Below are 17093 nucleotides of genomic sequence, written 5' to 3'. Positions count from 1 at the left end.
GCTTTCACCCTCCGCCCCCTTGAAACCGGGGGCCGCATGGGCAATGTGGAGGGGTAAAAGCGACAAAAGGCGGAACAGATGGCATTGCCGGTCAAGGATCAGCTGAAATACTGGGGGCTCGCTTCGGCGGTCTTCCTTGTGGCGCTGTGGTTTCTGGGCGATGTGATCCTGCCTTTCGTGATCGGTGGGGCGATTGCCTATTTCCTCGATCCGGTGGCGGACCGGCTAGAGGGGATGGGGCTAAGCCGGGCGGCCTCGGCCGTGGTGATCTCGCTGGTGGCGCTGTTGACCTTCGTGCTCATGGCGCTTCTGGTGATCCCCCTGCTGGTGGAACAGGCGGTGGCGCTCTTCAACATCGCGCCGCAACTGGCGCGTGACCTTCAGGGGTTTCTCTCTGATCACTTCCCGTCGATTTTCCAACCGGAATCCACCCTGCACAAGACCCTTCTGTCGCTTGGCGAAACCATCCGCGAGCGTGGCGGCCAGGTGTTTCAGACCCTGCTCAATTCTGCGGCCTCGCTGATTGATCTGGTGCTTCTCGTCGTGATCGTGCCGGTGGTGGCCTTCTACCTGCTCTATGACTGGGATCACCTGATTGCCAAGATCGACGGGCTGTTGCCGCGCGATCATGCGCCGGTAATCCGCGATCTTGCCAGCCAGATCGACCACACCCTCGCCAGCTTTATCCGCGGCATGGGCACGGTCTGCCTTGTGCTGGGCACCTATTACGCCATCGCGCTGATGCTCGTGGGGCTGCAATTCGGCCTTGTGGTCGGGGCCTTTGCCGGGCTGATCACCTTCATTCCCTATGTCGGCTCTATTGTCGGCGGGGTTTTGGCGGTCGGGCTGGCGCTGTTTCAGTTCTGGGGCGACTGGCTCAGCATCGGGTTGGTCGCGGCGATCTTTGTCTCGGGTCAGGTGATCGAAGGCAATGTCCTGACGCCCAAGCTTGTCGGCTCCTCCGTGGGCCTGCATCCGGTCTGGCTTATCTTTGCGCTGTCGGCCTTTGGCACGCTGTTCGGCTTTGTCGGCATGCTGGTGGCGGTGCCGGTCGCCGCCTCTCTCGGGGTGATCACGCGCTTTGCTCTGCGCCAATACAAGGACAGCCGCCTCTATCGCGGGCTGGACGCACAGGATCCTGATTGATGGCCGAACAGCTGAGCTTTGATCTGCCCGTGCGCACCGCCCTCGGGCGAGAGGACTTTTATGTCGCCCCGGCCAACGCACAGGCCGTCGCGATGATCGAGGACTGGCAAGGCTGGCCCTCGCGAAAACTGGTGCTTGCGGGGCCTGCGGGGGCGGGTAAAACCCATCTCACCCATGTCTGGGCAACCCTCACCGGGGCCAAGATCATCGCCGCGCGCGACCTTGCAGAGGCCGATATCGCGGGGCTTGCCAGCGGCCCGGTCGCCGTCGAGGACGCCGATGAAATCGCGGGCGACGCCCCCGGCGAAGAGGCGCTGTTTCACCTTCATAACCTGACCCTCGCCGAGGGGCATTCGCTTCTGCTCACCGCTGAAACCGCGCCGAATTTCTGGCCCCTCGCGCTGCCCGATCTTGCCAGCCGGATGCAGGCGACCACGCTGGCACATCTGCGCGCGCCCGATGATACGCTTCTGGCGGCGCTTTTGATGAAGCTCTTCTCCGACCGGCAACTCTCGCCCAACCCCGAGATTCTGCCCTACCTCGCGCGGCGCATGGACCGCTCGTTTGATGCGGCCCGTCGGCTCGTGGCGACGCTTGACGCAACCGCCCTTTCAACCGGGCGCCCGATCAACCGCGCCATGGCGGCAAAGGTGCTGGACAAAATGTCCGAATAGCGCCACCCTGCGTCACCTTTCCGTTACACTGCAACGCCATAAGGCCGCCATGACAAACGCTGATTTCCTCAAATCCCCAATGCCCGAACCGGTCGAGCTTCCGGATCTCGATATCACCGGACCGGGGCGGTTTTACAACCGCGAGCTAAGCTGGCTTGGCTTTAACTGGCGGGTTCTGGAAGAGGCCAAGAATCCGCGTGTGCCGCTGCTTGAGCGGCTGCGGTTCCTGTCGATTTCGGCGACCAATCTTGATGAGTTCTACAACGTCCGCGTCGCGGGTCTGCGCGAGCTGGCACAGGCGGGCAACGTGACCCCGGCCGCCGACGGGCTTACCCCCGCCGAACAGCTTGTGCTGATCAACGAGGACGCGCGCAAGCTTTTGGATGCGCAGCAAGATACCTACGAGGTCCTGCGCCACGAGATGGAACAGGAACAGATTTCGATCCTCGACATTGCCAGCCTGACAGAGGACGACAAGACGGTCCTGGCGGATGTGTTCCTGCACAAGGTGTTCCCGGTGCTGTCGCCGCTGGCCATCGACCCGGCGCACCCGTTTCCGTTTATCCCCAACCTTGGCTATTCCCTCGCTCTCCAGATGGAGCGCAAATCAGACAAGCGCCCACTTCAGGCGCTTTTGCCGATCCCGCAGCAGATCGACCGCTTTGTCACCCTGCCCGCGCCCGAGGGCACGTTTAGGGTTCTGCCGCTGGAAGAGCTTTTGCTCTTGCACCTTCACAGCCTGTTTCCGGGCTATAAATACAAGGGCCATTGCGCCTTTCGCGTGCTGCGCGACAGCGACCTTGAGGTCGAGGAAGAGGCCGAAGACCTCGTGCGCGAATTCGAGGTCGCCCTGAAACGCCGCCGCCGCGGCGAGGTGGTGCGCCTAAAGATTTCCGCCGATGCGCCCGCAGCGCTGCGCGAAGTGATCATGGAAGAATTACACGTCACCCCCGAAGAGGTGGTCGAGGTGAACGGCATGATCGGGCTGGCCGACCTCAAGGAACTGGTGCTTGAGGCGCGCGCCGATCTCTTGTGGCCGCCCTTTGCGCCGCGCGTGCCCGAGCGGGTGCAGGATCACGACGGCGACATGTTTGCCGCGATCCGCCAGAAGGACATGCTGCTGCATCACCCCTACGAGACCTTCGACATGGTGGTGCGCTTTCTGGCACAGGCGGCGCGCGACCCCGACGTGGTGGCCATCAAGCAGACGCTCTATCGCACCTCGCGCAACTCGCCCATCGTCGAGGCGCTCTGCGAGGCCGCCGAGGATGGCAAATCGGTCACCGCTCTGGTCGAGCTCAAGGCGCGGTTCGACGAGGCTGCCAATATCCGCCAGTCGCGCCGTCTTGAACGCGCGGGCGCGCATGTGGTTTATGGCTTTCTTGACCTAAAGACCCACGCCAAAATCTCGATCGTGGTGCGCCGCGAGGGCGAGAACCTTGTGACCTATACCCATTTCGGCACCGGCAATTACCATCCCATCACCGCCAAGATCTACACCGACCTGTCGTTCTTTACCTGCGATGTCACCCTTGGGCGCGACGCCACCAAGGTGTTCAACTATCTCTCGGGCTATGCCCAGCCCGACAGCCTTGAGAACCTTGCGATTTCGCCGATCACCCTCAAATCCCGCCTGCTCGAGATGATCGCAGCCGAGGCCGCTTATGTCGCCGAGGGCAAACCGGGCGCGATCTGGGCCAAGATGAACGCGCTGATCGACCCCACCGTGATCGACGCGCTTTACGCCGCCAGCCAGGCGGGCGTGCAGATCAACCTTGTGGTGCGCGGCATCTGTGGCCTGCGCCCCGGCATAAAAGGGCTGAGTGAAAACATCCGCGTCAAGTCGATCATCGGGCGCTTTTTGGAGCATTCGCGCATCGTCTGCTTCGGCAATGGCCACGGCCTTCCGTCCAAAAAGGCGCGGGTTTTCATAAGTTCCGCCGACTGGATGGGCCGCAACCTCGTGCGCCGGGTCGAAACTCTGGTCGAGATCGAAAACCCCACCGTCAAGGCCCAGATCGTGAGCCAGGTGATGGCCGCGAACATGGCCGATGTCGCCCAAAGCTGGGTCATGGCCGCCGACGGAAGCTTTGGGCGCACGGTCAAACCCGAGGGCGAGTTTGCCTTCAACTGCCACCGCTTCTTCATGGAGAACCCCTCGCTTTCCGGGCGCGGGTCGGCGGGGGCATCAGATGTGCCCAAACTGACCCATACGGATGATTGACCAAGAGCCCTCCCTGTCGCATAGAGAGGAACACCACACTGGGGTGAACATGGACGGTCATAACGATCCGATGGAACTTGACGGCGGCCCGTTTGGCCGACCCCTTTTCAACAAACCCTCTGCGCGCGCTCTGGCGCGTGTTGGCGTGGTCGATGTCGGCTCGAACTCGGTTCGCCTTGTGGTGTTTGACGGCGCGGCGCGCAGCCCGGCCTATTTCTACAACGAGAAAATCATGTGCGCCCTTGGGGCAGGCATGGCCGATACCGGGCGCCTTAACCCAGAGGGGCGCGTGCGCGCCCTTGAGGCGCTCAAACGGTTTCAGCTTTTGTCCGAGGGCATGGGAACCGGCCCGCTTGTCACCGTCGCCACCGCCGCAGTGCGCGATGCCGAGGATGGCCCCGAGTTCTGCGCTGATGTTCTGGCCGCGACCGGCCTCAAACTCTGGGTGATTGACGGGCGCGAAGAGGCGCGGCTTTCGGCGCAGGGTGTGCTCTTGGGCTGGCCCGGGGCTTACGGGCTTATCTGCGACATCGGCGGCTCGTCGATGGAGCTGGCCGAGATTGACGCCGGCACCGTGGGCGCGCGGGTCTCATCGCCGCTCGGGCCGCTCAAGCTGCGCGATATCAAGGGCGGCAAGAAGGCCCGCAAGGCGCATATCAAGGAAACCCTCACCGCGATGCAGGCCGAGCTTGGCGAGCAACGCAACCGGCTTTTCCTTGTCGGCGGATCGTGGCGGGCGATTGCTAAGATCGACATGGCGCGGCGCAATTATCCGCTGCATGTGCTGCATGAATACCGCATGACACCCGCCGCCGTGCGCGAGACCATCAAATACATCGCCGATCACGATCTAGACGCGCTGCGCGCGCAATCGGGGGTATCCTCGGCGCGGATCGCGCTTGTGCCGCATGCCGCCGAGGTGCTGCACGAAATCCTCAAGACCTTCCGCCCGCGTGACATTGCGGTGTCAAGCTATGGCATCCGCGAAGGCATGCTCTACGAACAGATGCCCCAGCAATTGCGCGACCGCGATCCTCTGATCGAGGCCTGCCGCTTTGCCGAGCACAAGGACGCGCGCCTTCCCGGGTTTGGCAAGGTGATCTATCATTTCATCCAGCCGCTGTTCAAATCCTCCCCGGCCGAGCGGCGCCGCCTTGTTCGCGCCGCCTGTCTGCTGCATGACGTAAGCTGGCGCGCGCATCCCGATTACCGCGCCGAGCTTTGCTTTGACAACGCCACCCGCGCCAACCTTGGCGGCCTCAAGCATTCCGAACGGGTCTATCTGGGGCTGGCGCTTTTGCATCGCTATTCCAACAAGCGCGACGGAAGCCGCTTTGCCGATCTCGATCCGCTTTTATCCGAGCGCGACCGCCAAGAGGCCGAAGTGCTTGGCAAGGCGATGCGCTTTGCCGCGATGCTCTGGCTGACAAAAAACGCCAAACTCGGCGAAATGCGATGGTTCCCGAAGAAGAAAATTCTGGAATTGCGCCTCTCACCCGAAGCGGCCCCGCTGTTTGGCGAAGTAGCGCGCGCGCGGTTTGACTCGCTGGCGGCATCGCTTTCGGCGACCGCCGTGGTCAAGAACCCGCGTTAAAGCTCTATTTCGCCCTCGGGCAACGGCCCGATCTCTTGCGGGGTTTTGCGGCGAATGATGATATCGCCATTGGGCAGAACCTCTGGCGCGTGATAGGCGCTCAGATCGCCGACCTTGGCCATCAGATCGCTCAGCGCCGGGCCCATTTCCTCGACAAACTGGCGCAGGGCCGGTTCCATATCCTCGGTCATGCCGCGCAGATCCTCAAGCGCCGGGCCCATTTCGCGCCTAATCCCCTCAAGGAACAAACGCGCGCCCTCTTCCATGAGCGATCTGCCCTGCTCCTCTTGCTCAGCGTCCTGCGCAGAGAGCGGCAGTGCGCCAAGTGAGGCAATGAACAGGGCGGTGATGAGCGGGCGTATGTGTTTCATAACCGTCATATAAGCACTCAATTCGCGGATTTTAAGATCACAGATCAATATCCAGCGTCACCGGAAAATGATCCGACGCCGTCAAAAGCGCATTGCACAGCTCCGGCATGTTCCAGCATTCAGGATCGTCAAACGGATGCCATATCCGCCAGACCGGCCCCTGCGCCATAAGATCAGGCGAAATCAGGATGTAATCCAGCAGCGCCTGCAAATACCGTTTCTCGGCGGTCAGGTAAAACCGCGACGTGCTGTGCACCTCGCCGACCCGCCGCGTCAGGGCGTTGCGGGCATGCGGATCATAGAGCATCAACCTGGTCTCAGCGCCCTCACCCATGATGATTTCAACCGACGAGCGCCCGAACAGATGCTCGTATTCGTCAAGCCCCGGACCATCGTTGAGATCGCCCAGCACGATAAGCGGCTCGGCCTTGCTAAGGTGCACCTCGATCCGCTGGCGCAACCAGACCGCTTGCGCCAATTGCTTGCGACGATTGGCAATCGACATTCGCATCGCCTCGTCACGGCCCTGCGCGCCATGCGGCGCCTTGGATTTCAGATGCGCGCCGATCATGCGCAACCTGCGCCCGCCCGCCGTCGTGACCGCCACCTCAAGCGGCGGCTTGGAAAACCGTACCTGATCGGCGGTGTCGTCGATATCAAGGTCGATCCGAAACACGCTGTCAAAGCGCGGCGCCGCGTCGCTGCCCTTCTGGGGGATGATCTCGCCTTTCGGGTCATGCTCTGCCGTCAGGACATCCGGGTCATACAAAAGTGCGATTTCCTGCTGGGTGTCATTGCCAAAGCCAACCAGCGCCTTGCGCGCCCGCAGCTTCATCACGCTCGCAAAGTTCTCAAGCGCGGTCACGGTGGTGCGCCGCCCGTTGTGATCCGGCGCCTCGATCACCATCACCGCATCGGCATTCATCGCGGTGAAAACCATGCCAATCGCCGCCAGTTGATCGGCGCGCGTCACATTATAACGGGCCGACCATTGGTCATCATCCAGCAGATTGCCCGCATCGTCGAAAAGCGCGTTGAACCATTCCACGTTATAGGTGGCGATCCGCATCTGCGCCCCCTTTGCCGATCTCATCCTGGATTTCCTCCCAGGCGTGATTGATATCGACAAGCCGCTTTTCCGCCAGCTTGATCGCCTCCTGCGGCAAGCCGCGCGCCATCATCTTGTCGGGGTGGCTGTCGCGCACCATTTGACGCCAGGCCTTGCGGACCTGTTCAAGCGTCATACTCTCGTCGACCCCCAGAACCGAATAGGGATCAGGGCGTGCCTCGGGCACAAATCGCGCCCGAAGCGCGCGAAAGTCGTTGTCTTTCACGCCGAAAATGCCCGCCACCTGCGCCAGGAACGCATCTTCCTTGGGGTGATAGATCCCATCGGCCATGGCAATGTGAAACAAGCCCTCAAGCAAGACGCAAAGCGTGCCCGGCTCAGCCTGAAACATCCGCTGGATACGAGCGGCATAATCCTCGAACCCCGCCACATCCTGACGCGCGAGGTTGAACACACGCGCCGCCCCGGCCTCATCCTCGGCGGCGATCTGAAACACCTCGCGAAACGCCGTCACCTCATCGCGGGTCACAAGACCATCGGCCTTGGCCATCTTCGCCGAGAGGGCAATCACCGCAATCGTAAAGCCGACACTACGTTCCGGCGCGGTGCGCAGACGGTCAAAAACCGCGCCAAGACCCTCGCCGCTGGCTAGGGCCGCCAAGGCCTCGGTGATGCGGGTCCAGATCGACATGGCAATAGACTATCGGCTTTCCAAGGGCTTGTCAGCGCCACACTCACAGAAGTTTCTGCAAAAATACAAGGTCCATCCAGCGCCCGAATTTGCGCCCCACCTCGGGCATGCGCGCGACCTCTGAAAAGCCGATTGCGCGGTGAAATGCAATCGCCCCGACATTTTCGCCGCTGACCCCGGCCACCAAGGCATGAAACCTCTGGCTCCGCGCCACCTCTTCCAGCCGCGTCATCAGGGCTCGGCCAACGCCACGCCCACGCGACGCCGCGTCAAGGATGATGGTATGCTCGCCGGTATGCGCATAGCCCGGCCCGGACCGGAATGCGCCGAAACTGGCAAAGCCCAGGATCACGCCGCCCCGCTCAGCCACAAGAAACGCCTCGCCACGACCCGCGATGTCCTGCCCCAAACCCTCTGGCGTCTTCTCCTCGGTGGTGAAGGTAACCGATGTTTCGCGAATGAGTGGGTTCCAGATTGCAAGGATCGCCTCGATATCGCCGGGCCGGGCCTGACGGACAATCATCCCAAGACCCTGATCCCTGAGGGCGTTGCAATCTCGGCGCGCAATCCCGCCGCGCCGGTTTCAAACACAACCCGCCTATCGTCGAGCACGGGGCCAAGCGCGCCCGCAAGCGCCGCAGCCTGCGGGTGGCTGACAACCAAACGCTCCAACCTGCCCCCCGACGGGGTGAGCCGCGCACTTGGATGCCCGCCCCGGCCCCATTCCATCAAGGCCGGAAAAAGAGTGTCGTAGGGCAATATCCCATCCTCGGGCACCGCCATCTGCCAATGCAAATCTCCCCGGCTCAGCGCCACGGGGCGCCCCGCCTCGGGGTAACGCGCCACCAGCCCTGCCAGATCATCGACCTGACAGATCCAGGTGTTCAATCTCGGCGCGCCACTGAAGCGATCAAGATCAAACCAGCGCGGACAAACCGGCGCCTCGGCGCCCGGATCAATCGCGATCACCTCAAGATAAATTCCATCCTCAAGCCCAAGCAAAAGGTTATGAGTGCCGAAATGCGCATGCTGCCCTCCCGCCTGCAAGCGCAGTCCAAGACTGTCCTCAACCCAAACCCGCCCGGCCTCAAGGCTTTCTGCGGCCACTGCCAGATGATCAAGCTTCATGCCTCACCCCTTTTCTTCTGGCCCCAAATATCCCGGGGGGTGCGGGGGGCTGCCCCCCCCGCCGCTGGCACCTCAGGCGCGCGCTTCGCGGATCAGGCGCAGAATATCCTTCGCGGCCTCCGGGATATTGGTGCCGGGGCCGAAGATCGCCTTCACACCAGCCTTTTGCAAGAACTCGTAATCCTGCTGCGGAATGACGCCGCCACAGATCACGATGATTTCACCGGCATCCTTTTCACGCAGCGCTGCAATCAATTTCGGCGCCAAGGTCTTGTGCCCCGCCGCCTGAGAGCTGATCCCAACCACATGCACGTCGTTGTCGACTGCATCCTGCGCGGCCTCATCGGGGGTCTGGAACAGCGGGCCAACATCGACGTCAAAGCCGATATCGGCAAAGGCCGTCGCGATTACCTTGGCGCCGCGATCATGGCCATCCTGGCCCATCTTGACCACAAGCATCCGGGGGCGGCGCCCCTCTTCCTCGGCAAAGTCCTCGACCGATTTCTGGATCGCGGCAAAGCCTTCGTCGCCTGCATAGGCCGCGCCATAAACGCCTGCCAGGGTTTTCACCTCAGCGCGATGACGGCCGAATTCCTTTTCAAGGCTCATGCTGATCTCTCCTACGGTGGCGCGGGCTCGCGCGGCCTCGACGGCCCCTTCAAGAAGGTTGCCACCCTCTTTGGCACGGCGCGTCAACTCGTCAAGCGCGGCCTGACAGGCGGCCTCATCACGGCTGTCGCGAATGGTTTTCAGGCGCACGATCTGGCTCTCGCGCACGGCAACGTTGTCCACATCCAGAATGTCGATCGGGTCTTCCTTGTCCTTGCGGTACTTGTTGACGCCGACGATCACCTCGGTGCCACGGTCGATCATCGCCTGCCGCGTGGCGGCGGTTTCCTCGATGCGCAGCTTGGGCATGCCGGATTCAACCGCCTTGGTCATGCCGCCCATGGCCTCGACCTCTTCGATCAACTCCCAGGCCTTGTCGGCCAGATCAGCGGTCAGCTTTTCAACGTAATACGACCCGGCCAGCGGATCGACCACATTGGTCACGCCGGTTTCTTCCTGCAAAATCAGCTGGGTATTGCGTGCAATCCGGGCGCTGAATTCGGTCGGAAGGGCAATCGCCTCGTCAAGCGCGTTGGTATGAAGGCTCTGCGTGCCGCCCAACACCGCGCTCATCGCCTCATAGGCGGTGCGGATCACGTTGTTATAGGGGTCTTGCTCCTGCAAACTCACGCCGCTGGTCTGGCAATGGGTCCGAAGCATTTTCGAGCGTTCGTTCTTGGCGCCAAACTCGGTCATGATGCGGTGCCACAACAGACGCGCGGCGCGCAGCTTGGCCGCTTCCATGAAAAAGTTCATGCCGATGGCAAAGAAAAAGCTCAGCCGCCCGGCGAACTTGTCCACATCCATGCCCGCCTCGATCGCCGCGCGCACATATTCGCGACCATCCGCCAGCGTATAGGCCAGCTCCTGAACAAGGTTCGCGCCGGCCTCTTGCATGTGATAGCCCGAGATGCTGATCGAGTTGAACTTCGGCATCTCGTTGCTGGTATATTCGATGATATCGCTGATGATCCGCATGCTGGGCTTGGGCGGATAGATATAGGTGTTGCGCACCATGAACTCTTTCAGAATGTCGTTCTGAATGGTGCCCGATAGCACGCTCTTGTCATGTCCCTGCTCTTCGCCGGCGACGATAAAGCTGGCCAGAACCGGGATCACGGCGCCGTTCATCGTCATCGACACGCTGACCTTGTCAAGCGGTATGCCGTCGAACAGGATTTTCATATCCTCGACACTGTCGATGGCCACGCCGGCCTTGCCGACATCGCCTTCAACGCGGGGGTGGTCGCTATCGTAACCGCGGTGGGTGGCAAGATCGAAGGCCACCGAAACGCCCTGTTGGCCCGCTGCCAGGTTGCGGCGGTAAAAGGCGTTGGATTCTTCGGCGGTGGAAAAGCCCGCATATTGCCGGATCGTCCAGGGGCGTCCGGCATACATCGTTGCCTTGACGCCGCGCGTAAAGGGCGCCTGTCCGGGGATCGTGCCCATATGAGGCAGGTCCGCGACATCTTCTTCGGTATAAAGCGGCTTTACCGGGATGCCCTCAAGGGTGTTCCAGGTCAAATCGTCCAGCGGGCGACCCCGCAGCTCTGCTTCGGCCAGTTTACGCCAGTCGTCTTTCTTCTTCGTCATTGGGGTGTCCTCTTGTCGTCTGGCCGATGGGCGGGTTTTGTCCCGCCTTCACCGGTCCGGTTTCCTCTGTCAATCGTGCCAGACGACCGGCCCCGGCGCTCAGCCAGAACAGATCGTCGGAATAAGCCTCTTGCAGGGCCAATGTCTGATATCGGTCAAACGGGCGCCAACGGCCTGTGCCTTCGCCAAGACGCGCGCAATCGCCACCCCGCGCCGTCACAAGTTTACGCAACTCCTCCAGATCGGGCGCGCGGTTCAGCCATTCGCGTGCCGCTTTGCGCGGCAGGCTGTCGATGCCGGTCATCTGGCGCAGCTTTTCTTCCGGCAGGTCGGCATAAACCTCATGCGGCAGCACCAGAGTTTCCGCGCCGGGAACGGCACAGGCCAAATCAGTGATCACATCGCGCCAGTGGCGGTTCACTGTCACCAGCCGATCAAGATCGTCCGGGCCAGGCACCCGGTGCCCCCGTCCCACCGCAAAGGCCATCGCCGACGACCACCAGGCATCCTGCCCGCGCACCGAAACGGCAACCCGGGTGATGCGCCCGTCAAATGCATTGGCAAAGCGCGCCATGCGATCCCCGATGCCGCCATAAAGCCGGTTGTCACGCAAATTGCGGCGCGGCGTGCCGATCATGTTCTCGTCACTGACAACAAGCTGGCGAAGCCCTGCCGCCTCGGCGCGATGCAGGCGGAGCGCGATGCGACCGCGGGCACGGTCAAGTTGCTCCGTCGCCGTACGGCGCCCCGCCACGGGAATAACCCCGGTCAACACCCCGTCGCGCGTGACATCCGGGCCCCAATATCCAATTCCCTGCGCCTCAAGCACCTTGCGATTGGCGTTCATATAATGCTGGAAGCTGGTCGAGGCGGTTCTATGCGCCCCCAGATGCAGGATGATTTCCATATCAATACGTGCCTTTCGCCCGATCGCCGCGTCTTGCGGGAGATTTGTTTCAACCCCGTCACTCTGCTCGCGAAATTCTGACCATGGCATTAATCGTAAAATTTTTCGGACCCGCCGCGATTGCCCCTTCGCAATTGCACTCATCCCCCCTATATCTTGTTTTGTAGGAGAGCCGATGAAACCCTTATTGCCCCTTGTTTTTATAGCATTTACTGCCATGTCCGCCATCGCGCAAGACGCGATCCAAGATCCTGTGGATAGCCTCATCCTTGATGGAACCGCGACAAATTTGAATGAATTTCTATGGATTAAAAGGCCGCTTATTGTCTTCGCCGATACGCCCGCAGATCCGCGATATGTCGAGCAGATGGGATATATAACCGAGCGGCTTGATTTTCTTGACGAGCGCGACGTGGTGGTTTTGACAGATACCGATCCTGCGGCCCGCTCAGAGCTGCGCAAGGCGCTGCGCCCGCGCGGGTTTTCTCTGGTGCTGGTGGGCAAGGACGGGGTCATATACCTGCGCAAACCGGCGCCCTGGCGGGTGCGTGAAATCACCCGCAGCATCGACAAACTGCCGATGCGCCAGCAGGAATTGCGCGACCATACCGGCGGAAGCTGAGGCTGGCGCGCCATCTATTTGGCCCCCATCGCAACAACCAAAAGCCCTGATCTCGGCTCAAGCAGCATCAAGGCGCCGCTCTCATTGTCATAGGCAAGGGTGGCGCCGGTGGTGACGATCACATGACGAAACGCGCTTTCGGTGATCTCGCCCATGCAGGCGCGCGCCTCAAGGCCGACCCGACGCATTTGCATGCCGATAGCGCGGTCGAAATTTGCGAGCGCCACCATTGACTGATCCGGCGATTGCCCCGCGCGCGTCATCGCCACAAGCCCGCGCGAAGCAAGCACGCGGCCCATTTCGCCAACATTATCGGTCAGCGGCATGGCGGCCTTCGCCCCGCCGCTCTTGACCTGGTACACCGCTGCGGCACAATCGCGCTCAGCCTTGAACTCAACTGTTTTGCCAAGGCTGAACCATTGCTCAAGCCGATCTCTCTGGGCCGCCTCTTCATCGCGCGCGCAGGCCGTGACCAGCGCCATAAGCACCAGCATAGACATCGCATTACGCATATGAGCGGCGGCCCCGATCATTGATTTATTCGAACTCCATGATCACATCGTCAACCGCAAGGCTGTCGCCCGGAGCGGCGTTAAGCTTGGTCACCTTGGCCTTTTTCTCGGCGCGCAGGATATTTTCCATCTTCATCGCCTCCACGGTGCAAAGCGCCTGACCTTCCTGTACCTCGTCGCCGACCGCCACGTTGACCTTGACGATCAGACCCGGCATCGGACAGAGCAGCAGTTTCGATGTATCAGGCGGCAGTTTCTCAGGCATTAACGCGGCCAGTTCGGCCTGACGCGGGGTGCGCACATGCACCTTGAGATCTGCACCGCGCGAGCGGATGCGGAAACCGCCCGAAATCTTGCCGACCTTCAACACCAGCGGCTTGTCATCGACCATCAGTGTCGCAAGCTGATCGCCCGGCGTCCAACCGCTTGTTACCCGGAGGCAGTCACCATCCTCAAACTTGACGTTAGCGCCGGATTTATCGGCATCAATCGTCACCGCAAAGCTTTGGCCCTGAAGCGACACGACCCAATCCTCGCCGACGTGGCGTTCGTGGTTGTCCATGCGCCCCGACACGCGGGTGCGCCGGATTTCGGCGACCCGGTGCATCGCCGCACAGCTTGCCGCAATCGCGCGCAGGGCGTCAACTCCAAGGCTAACCCCTTCAAATCCATTGGGATATTCTTCTTCGATAAAGGCGGTGGTCATCTTACCGGCCACGAATTTCGGGTGATCCATCACCGCGCTCAGGAACGGCAGGTTATGCCCGACGCCTTCCATCTCGAAGGCATCAAGCGCATTGCGCATGCCCTCGATCGCCTCGGCGCGGGTATGGCCCCAGGTGCAGAGCTTGGCGATCATCGGATCGTAATACATGCTGATCTCGCCGCCTTCAAAGACGCCGGTATCATTGCGCACCACGGCCCCCTCGATCGCAAGTTCCTGCGGCGGGCGATAGCGGGTCAGACGGCCAATCGAGGGCAGGAACCCGCGATAGGGATCTTCGGCATAAAGTCGGCTTTCCATCGCCCAGCCGGTCAGCTTGACGTCACCTTGCGCCATAGCAAGCTTTTCGCCGTAAGCAACGCGGATCATCTGCTCCACAAGATCGACCCCGGTGATCAGCTCGGTCACCGGATGCTCGACCTGAAGGCGGGTGTTCATTTCAAGGAAATAGAAGTTGCGCGCACCGTCGACGATGAATTCCACCGTCCCGGCTGAGGCATATCCCACCGCCTGAGCAAGCGCGACCGACTGTTCGCCCATCGCCTTGCGCGTGGCCTCGTCAAGGAACGGGCTTGGGGCCTCTTCAATCACCTTCTGTTGCCGCCGCTGGATCGAACATTCACGCTCGCCCAGGTAAATGCCATTACCGTGGCTGTCACAGAGCACCTGAATTTCGATATGGCGCGGTTGGGTGATGAATTTCTCGATGAAAATCCGGTCATCGCCAAAGCTGCTTGCGGCCTCGTTCTTGGAGCTTTGAAAGCCCTCGCGCGCCTCGTCGTCATTCCAGGCGATCCGCATGCCCTTGCCGCCGCCGCCGGCACTGGCCTTGATCATCACCGGATAGCCGACCTCGTTCGAAATCTTGACCGCATCCTCGGCATCTTCGATCAGGCCCATATAGCCCGGAACCGTGCTGACGTTGGCCTCTTGGGCGATCTTCTTACTGGTGATCTTGTCGCCCATCGCCTTAATCGCGTTAACGGGCGGCCCAATAAAGGCAACGCCTTCAGCCTCAAGCGCCTCGGCAAACTTGGGGTTTTCGGACAGAAAGCCATAGCCCGGATGCACCGCCTCGGCGCCGGTCTGGCGAATGGCATCCATCACCTTGTCGATCACGATATAGGATTCGCTGGCCGGTGCGGGACCGATGTGAACCGCCTCATCGGCCATGCGCACATGCAACGCATTGCGGTCAGCATCCGAATAGATCGCCACCGTCTTGATACCCATGGCCCGCGCGGTTTTGATCACCCGACAGGCGATCTCGCCACGGTTTGCGATCAGGATCTTCTTGAACATCTTAGGTCCCTTCTTTCCGGTTCTTGGCCGCACGTCTGCGCGCACGGATCTTGCATAAAAAAGACCACCGGCGCGTTATGCGCCGATGGTCCGTATCTGAGCATCGCACGACACGGGCAATAGGCCCGGCGCGCGGCTTGAATTCTTTTTAGTTACAGCGGCTTGGGTAAGCCTGGCAATAAACGACATTGCCCGCAGCACCGACAGCGGCGCCAGTGATGACGCTGCCGCCCACTGCGGCGCCGGTGATCGCCCCGGCCCCGCCGCCCAAAAGCGCCTGTTCGGGGATGGTGTCACCGCAGGCCGCAAGCCCCACGAGGGCAAGGGCCGAGAGCATCGGTACAACTCTACGCTGAATGGTCTGCATGGTGGAGTCTCTCCTGAAATATGCGATTGGATATCGCCGCCACTCAACGCCATATCACATGCGCCGTCAAAGCGATCAGGTCTTGCATGGCGCCTATCGGCGAGCCCCCGCCGATAGGCGCAAACCCCGGCTTTCAAAGAAAAAACGGGCGGTCTGTACCAGCCAGCACAGCGCCGCCCGTAAGGGGAAGGGTAACGGATCAGACGTTTGGTCAACGCCCCTTGGGGAAGGGCATCCATAACCTGAATTACACTGTCGATATCGCGCGCTCCGGCCAAGCTGAAACCGCGCAATGCGACCGCATCGGCTGTATCCCGCGTATTTTCACAACCCATGGGCAATTTCATGCCGACCAGCGCCATCACTCACCCCCCCGGTCGCTGAACGCTTCGGGAAAAGACGACCGCGCGACGGCCAGGTCAATCACCAGCAGCGCGTCATAGCTTTCCGGGTCAAAACTCTCGTCAAAGGCTTTCACCTCGCGCCCGAACAGCCAGGCCAGACGCCCGGCGTCCAGATTGCCGCGCTCAAACGGCTGATCGCCGAAATGTTCCCAAAGCGCGCGCAGAAAGCCCGCATCGGCGCGCCGGTCTGCGGGGCGGCGATCGCGAAACCGCTCTCGCTCGGTAAGTGGCGTGGCACCCTTGGGATTGGCGCGACGAATGACAAATTGAAAATCAGTGCCCGGAAGACGTCCGGGGAAACCGCGGTGCTTGATCATGACAGGGCCCCAAATTCGGCAAAGGGGGCCGTGGTCCATCCCGCAGCCGCCTGCGGAATGGATGAGTGATTATGGAATGGGTGCGGCCTATACGCCGCCGCCAGTCCCCGAGCCGGCGCCCGGTCCGGGACCGGCACCCGAGCCCGGACCAGCCCCCGGTCCAGGCCCTGTTCCCGGGTCCGTTCCTGGGTCCGTACCCGGGTCCGTACCGGAATCTGCACCGCCTGTGCCGCCCGCTGCGGCGCCACCACCGTTAGCGGTGCCAACGCCGGAAGCAGCGGCAGCCGCTGCGGATTCTGGCGAGACACAGAGATCACCCGACAAAACCATGTCCTCGGGACAAATGGCTTCGCCATATTTTGTGAAACCTGGCTGAACACCGATAGGCGGCGGCGGTTCCTGCTGGCCACAGGCCACGAGTCCGCTAATTGCGACGAAACAAAATGCAGTTTTTGTTTTATAAAACATTTATCTTCCCCTTGAGGCTTCGTTCGGTACCCGTGTTTGCAATCACCGGCAGATTGAGTATCCGAATCCAAAAGAGGGCTGTATTGACCAAGGTCAATTATCTTTGTCCTATTGCCGCATCGCGACAAAAGCGGGACAGGCGACGCCGCCTGCCCCATTTCAACCTTGAAAAGGTTACTTGTATTTACCGGTGATGACCGGCTCGGTCGAAATCGGCTCGGGCTCGACAACGACGAATTCTTCCTGTGCGGGCTGTGCGCAAGCTGCGACAAAGGCCACAAGGCCAATTGCGAGAACGCTCTTGATGCTGTTCGACATGTATTTCTCCTGTCTCTCTTGTCTACGTAATCAGGGGTCGTGGGGACGAATCC

At 61.2% G+C, this 17093-nt stretch carries 17 protein-coding genes; 5 read left to right on the top strand and 12 right to left on the bottom strand.

The window, feature by feature from the left end:
• Window positions 1-78 precede the first annotated feature (78 nt).
• From ROG8370_RS05555 to ROG8370_RS05540, 4 genes are read left to right on the top strand one after another with little or no spacing between them, the layout of a single operon-like run.
• Window positions 79-1146 carry an AI-2E family transporter gene (locus ROG8370_RS05555; protein WP_085826080.1) on the top strand — a complete coding sequence of 356 codons (1068 nt, stop codon included), beginning with the start codon at window positions 79-81 and terminating at the stop codon, window positions 1144-1146.
• Complete coding sequence (locus ROG8370_RS05550; RefSeq protein WP_085826079.1) at window positions 1146-1820, top strand: P-loop NTPase family protein; 675 nt, start codon at window positions 1146-1148, stop codon at window positions 1818-1820. The genes ROG8370_RS05555 and ROG8370_RS05550 overlap by 1 nt, the downstream gene beginning before the upstream one ends.
• Window positions 1821-1869: 49 nt before the next feature.
• The gene (locus ROG8370_RS05545) at window positions 1870-4044 is read left to right on the top strand and encodes an RNA degradosome polyphosphate kinase (protein WP_085826078.1); all 2175 of its coding nucleotides are present in this window, start codon (window positions 1870-1872) and stop codon (window positions 4042-4044) included.
• Between the two features lie 49 nt (window positions 4045-4093).
• A complete protein-coding gene (locus ROG8370_RS05540; protein WP_085826077.1) occupies window positions 4094-5638 on the top strand; it encodes a Ppx/GppA family phosphatase in 1545 nt (514 codons plus the stop codon).
• On the opposite strand, the gene ROG8370_RS05535 is transcribed toward ROG8370_RS05540, so the two are convergent.
• The 7 genes from ROG8370_RS05535 to ROG8370_RS05505 form a co-directional block, all read right to left on the bottom strand.
• A complete protein-coding gene (locus tag ROG8370_RS05535; RefSeq protein ID WP_085826116.1) occupies window positions 5635-6009 on the bottom strand; it encodes a hypothetical protein in 375 nt (124 codons plus the stop codon). The genes ROG8370_RS05540 and ROG8370_RS05535 overlap by 4 nt on opposite strands.
• 37 nt (window positions 6010-6046) lie before the next feature.
• Window positions 6047-7078 (bottom strand): endonuclease/exonuclease/phosphatase family protein, encoded by a 1032-nt coding sequence (locus ROG8370_RS05530; protein WP_085826076.1) that lies wholly within the window; start codon window positions 7076-7078, stop codon window positions 6047-6049.
• Window positions 7059-7769, bottom strand: coding sequence for a molecular chaperone DjiA (locus ROG8370_RS05525; RefSeq protein ID WP_085826075.1), 711 nt, complete (start codon window positions 7767-7769; stop codon window positions 7059-7061). Before ROG8370_RS05525 ends, ROG8370_RS05530 begins: the two co-directional genes overlap by 20 nt.
• 43 nt (window positions 7770-7812) lie before the next feature.
• Complete coding sequence (locus tag ROG8370_RS05520) at window positions 7813-8292, bottom strand: GNAT family N-acetyltransferase (RefSeq protein ID WP_085826074.1); 480 nt, start codon at window positions 8290-8292, stop codon at window positions 7813-7815.
• A complete protein-coding gene (locus tag ROG8370_RS05515) occupies window positions 8289-8897 on the bottom strand; it encodes a VOC family protein (RefSeq protein ID WP_085826073.1) in 609 nt (202 codons plus the stop codon). Before ROG8370_RS05515 ends, ROG8370_RS05520 begins: the two co-directional genes overlap by 4 nt.
• 72 nt (window positions 8898-8969) lie before the next feature.
• The gene (gene scpA / locus ROG8370_RS05510) at window positions 8970-11099 is read right to left on the bottom strand and encodes a methylmalonyl-CoA mutase (protein WP_085826072.1); all 2130 of its coding nucleotides are present in this window, start codon (window positions 11097-11099) and stop codon (window positions 8970-8972) included.
• Window positions 11071-12006 (bottom strand): hypothetical protein, encoded by a 936-nt coding sequence (locus ROG8370_RS05505; RefSeq protein WP_085826115.1) that lies wholly within the window; start codon window positions 12004-12006, stop codon window positions 11071-11073. Before ROG8370_RS05505 ends, scpA begins: the two co-directional genes overlap by 29 nt.
• On the opposite strand from ROG8370_RS05505, the gene ROG8370_RS05500 reads away from it, so the two are divergent.
• Complete coding sequence (locus ROG8370_RS05500) at window positions 11996-12628, top strand: DUF4174 domain-containing protein (protein WP_306372362.1); 633 nt, start codon at window positions 11996-11998, stop codon at window positions 12626-12628. The genes ROG8370_RS05505 and ROG8370_RS05500 overlap by 11 nt on opposite strands.
• Window positions 12629-12642: 14 nt before the next feature.
• Here the strand turns inward: ROG8370_RS05500 and ROG8370_RS05495 are convergent, their stop codons facing one another.
• The 5 genes from ROG8370_RS05495 to ROG8370_RS20500 all read right to left on the bottom strand — a co-directional run bounded on the left by ROG8370_RS05495 (window position 12643) and on the right by ROG8370_RS20500 (window position 17040).
• Window positions 12643-13122 carry a hypothetical protein gene (locus ROG8370_RS05495; RefSeq protein WP_245827216.1) on the bottom strand — a complete coding sequence of 160 codons (480 nt, stop codon included), beginning with the start codon at window positions 13120-13122 and terminating at the stop codon, window positions 12643-12645.
• Between the two features lie 43 nt (window positions 13123-13165).
• Entirely contained in the window at window positions 13166-15166 is a 2001-nt protein-coding gene (locus tag ROG8370_RS05490; protein ID WP_085826069.1) for an acetyl-CoA carboxylase biotin carboxylase subunit, read from the bottom strand.
• Window positions 15167-15314: 148 nt separating this feature from the next.
• The gene (locus ROG8370_RS05485; RefSeq protein WP_139838051.1) at window positions 15315-15533 is read right to left on the bottom strand and encodes a hypothetical protein; all 219 of its coding nucleotides are present in this window, start codon (window positions 15531-15533) and stop codon (window positions 15315-15317) included.
• Between the two features lie 361 nt (window positions 15534-15894).
• The gene (locus tag ROG8370_RS05480; RefSeq protein WP_085826068.1) at window positions 15895-16254 is read right to left on the bottom strand and encodes a hypothetical protein; all 360 of its coding nucleotides are present in this window, start codon (window positions 16252-16254) and stop codon (window positions 15895-15897) included.
• Window positions 16255-16896: 642 nt separating this feature from the next.
• The gene (locus ROG8370_RS20500; protein ID WP_170925183.1) at window positions 16897-17040 is read right to left on the bottom strand and encodes a hypothetical protein; all 144 of its coding nucleotides are present in this window, start codon (window positions 17038-17040) and stop codon (window positions 16897-16899) included.
• Window positions 17041-17093: the final 53 nt, after the last annotated feature.

This window comes from Roseovarius gaetbuli (genome assembly GCF_900172365.1).
In the GTDB taxonomy this organism is placed as follows: domain Bacteria; phylum Pseudomonadota; class Alphaproteobacteria; order Rhodobacterales; family Rhodobacteraceae; genus Roseovarius; species Roseovarius gaetbuli.
Note: the sequence above shows the minus strand (reverse complement) of the source record. Positions and strands in the feature narration are given on the sequence as shown.

Bases quoted from the DNA above. Each gene is read 5' to 3' on its own strand.
- ROG8370_RS05490 (WP_085826069.1), bottom strand. From the start codon at position 15,166: ATGTTCAAGAAGATCCTGATCGCAAACCGTGGCGAGATCGCCTGTCGG.
- ROG8370_RS05540 (WP_085826077.1), top strand. From the start codon at position 4,094: ATGGACGGTCATAACGATCCGATGGAACTTGACGGCGGCCCGTTTGGC.
- ROG8370_RS05535 (WP_085826116.1), bottom strand. From the start codon at position 6,009: ATGAAACACATACGCCCGCTCATCACCGCCCTGTTCATTGCCTCACTT.
- ROG8370_RS05550 (WP_085826079.1), top strand. From the start codon at position 1,146: ATGGCCGAACAGCTGAGCTTTGATCTGCCCGTGCGCACCGCCCTCGGG.
- ROG8370_RS05515 (WP_085826073.1), bottom strand. From the start codon at position 8,897: ATGAAGCTTGATCATCTGGCAGTGGCCGCAGAAAGCCTTGAGGCCGGG.
- ROG8370_RS05530 (WP_085826076.1), bottom strand. From the start codon at position 7,078: ATGCGGATCGCCACCTATAACGTGGAATGGTTCAACGCGCTTTTCGAC.
- ROG8370_RS05545 (WP_085826078.1), top strand. From the start codon at position 1,870: ATGACAAACGCTGATTTCCTCAAATCCCCAATGCCCGAACCGGTCGAG.
- ROG8370_RS05500 (WP_306372362.1), top strand. From the start codon at position 11,996: ATGATTTCCATATCAATACGTGCCTTTCGCCCGATCGCCGCGTCTTGC.
- ROG8370_RS05495 (WP_245827216.1), bottom strand. From the start codon at position 13,122: ATGCTGGTGCTTATGGCGCTGGTCACGGCCTGCGCGCGCGATGAAGAG.
- ROG8370_RS05505 (WP_085826115.1), bottom strand. From the start codon at position 12,006: ATGGAAATCATCCTGCATCTGGGGGCGCATAGAACCGCCTCGACCAGC.
- ROG8370_RS05480 (WP_085826068.1), bottom strand. From the start codon at position 16,254: ATGATCAAGCACCGCGGTTTCCCCGGACGTCTTCCGGGCACTGATTTT.
- scpA (WP_085826072.1), bottom strand. From the start codon at position 11,099: ATGACGAAGAAGAAAGACGACTGGCGTAAACTGGCCGAAGCAGAGCTG.
- ROG8370_RS20500 (WP_170925183.1), bottom strand. From the start codon at position 17,040: ATGTCGAACAGCATCAAGAGCGTTCTCGCAATTGGCCTTGTGGCCTTT.
- ROG8370_RS05525 (WP_085826075.1), bottom strand. From the start codon at position 7,769: ATGTCGATCTGGACCCGCATCACCGAGGCCTTGGCGGCCCTAGCCAGC.
- ROG8370_RS05520 (WP_085826074.1), bottom strand. From the start codon at position 8,292: ATGATTGTCCGTCAGGCCCGGCCCGGCGATATCGAGGCGATCCTTGCA.
- ROG8370_RS05485 (WP_139838051.1), bottom strand. From the start codon at position 15,533: ATGCAGACCATTCAGCGTAGAGTTGTACCGATGCTCTCGGCCCTTGCC.
- ROG8370_RS05555 (WP_085826080.1), top strand. From the start codon at position 79: ATGGCATTGCCGGTCAAGGATCAGCTGAAATACTGGGGGCTCGCTTCG.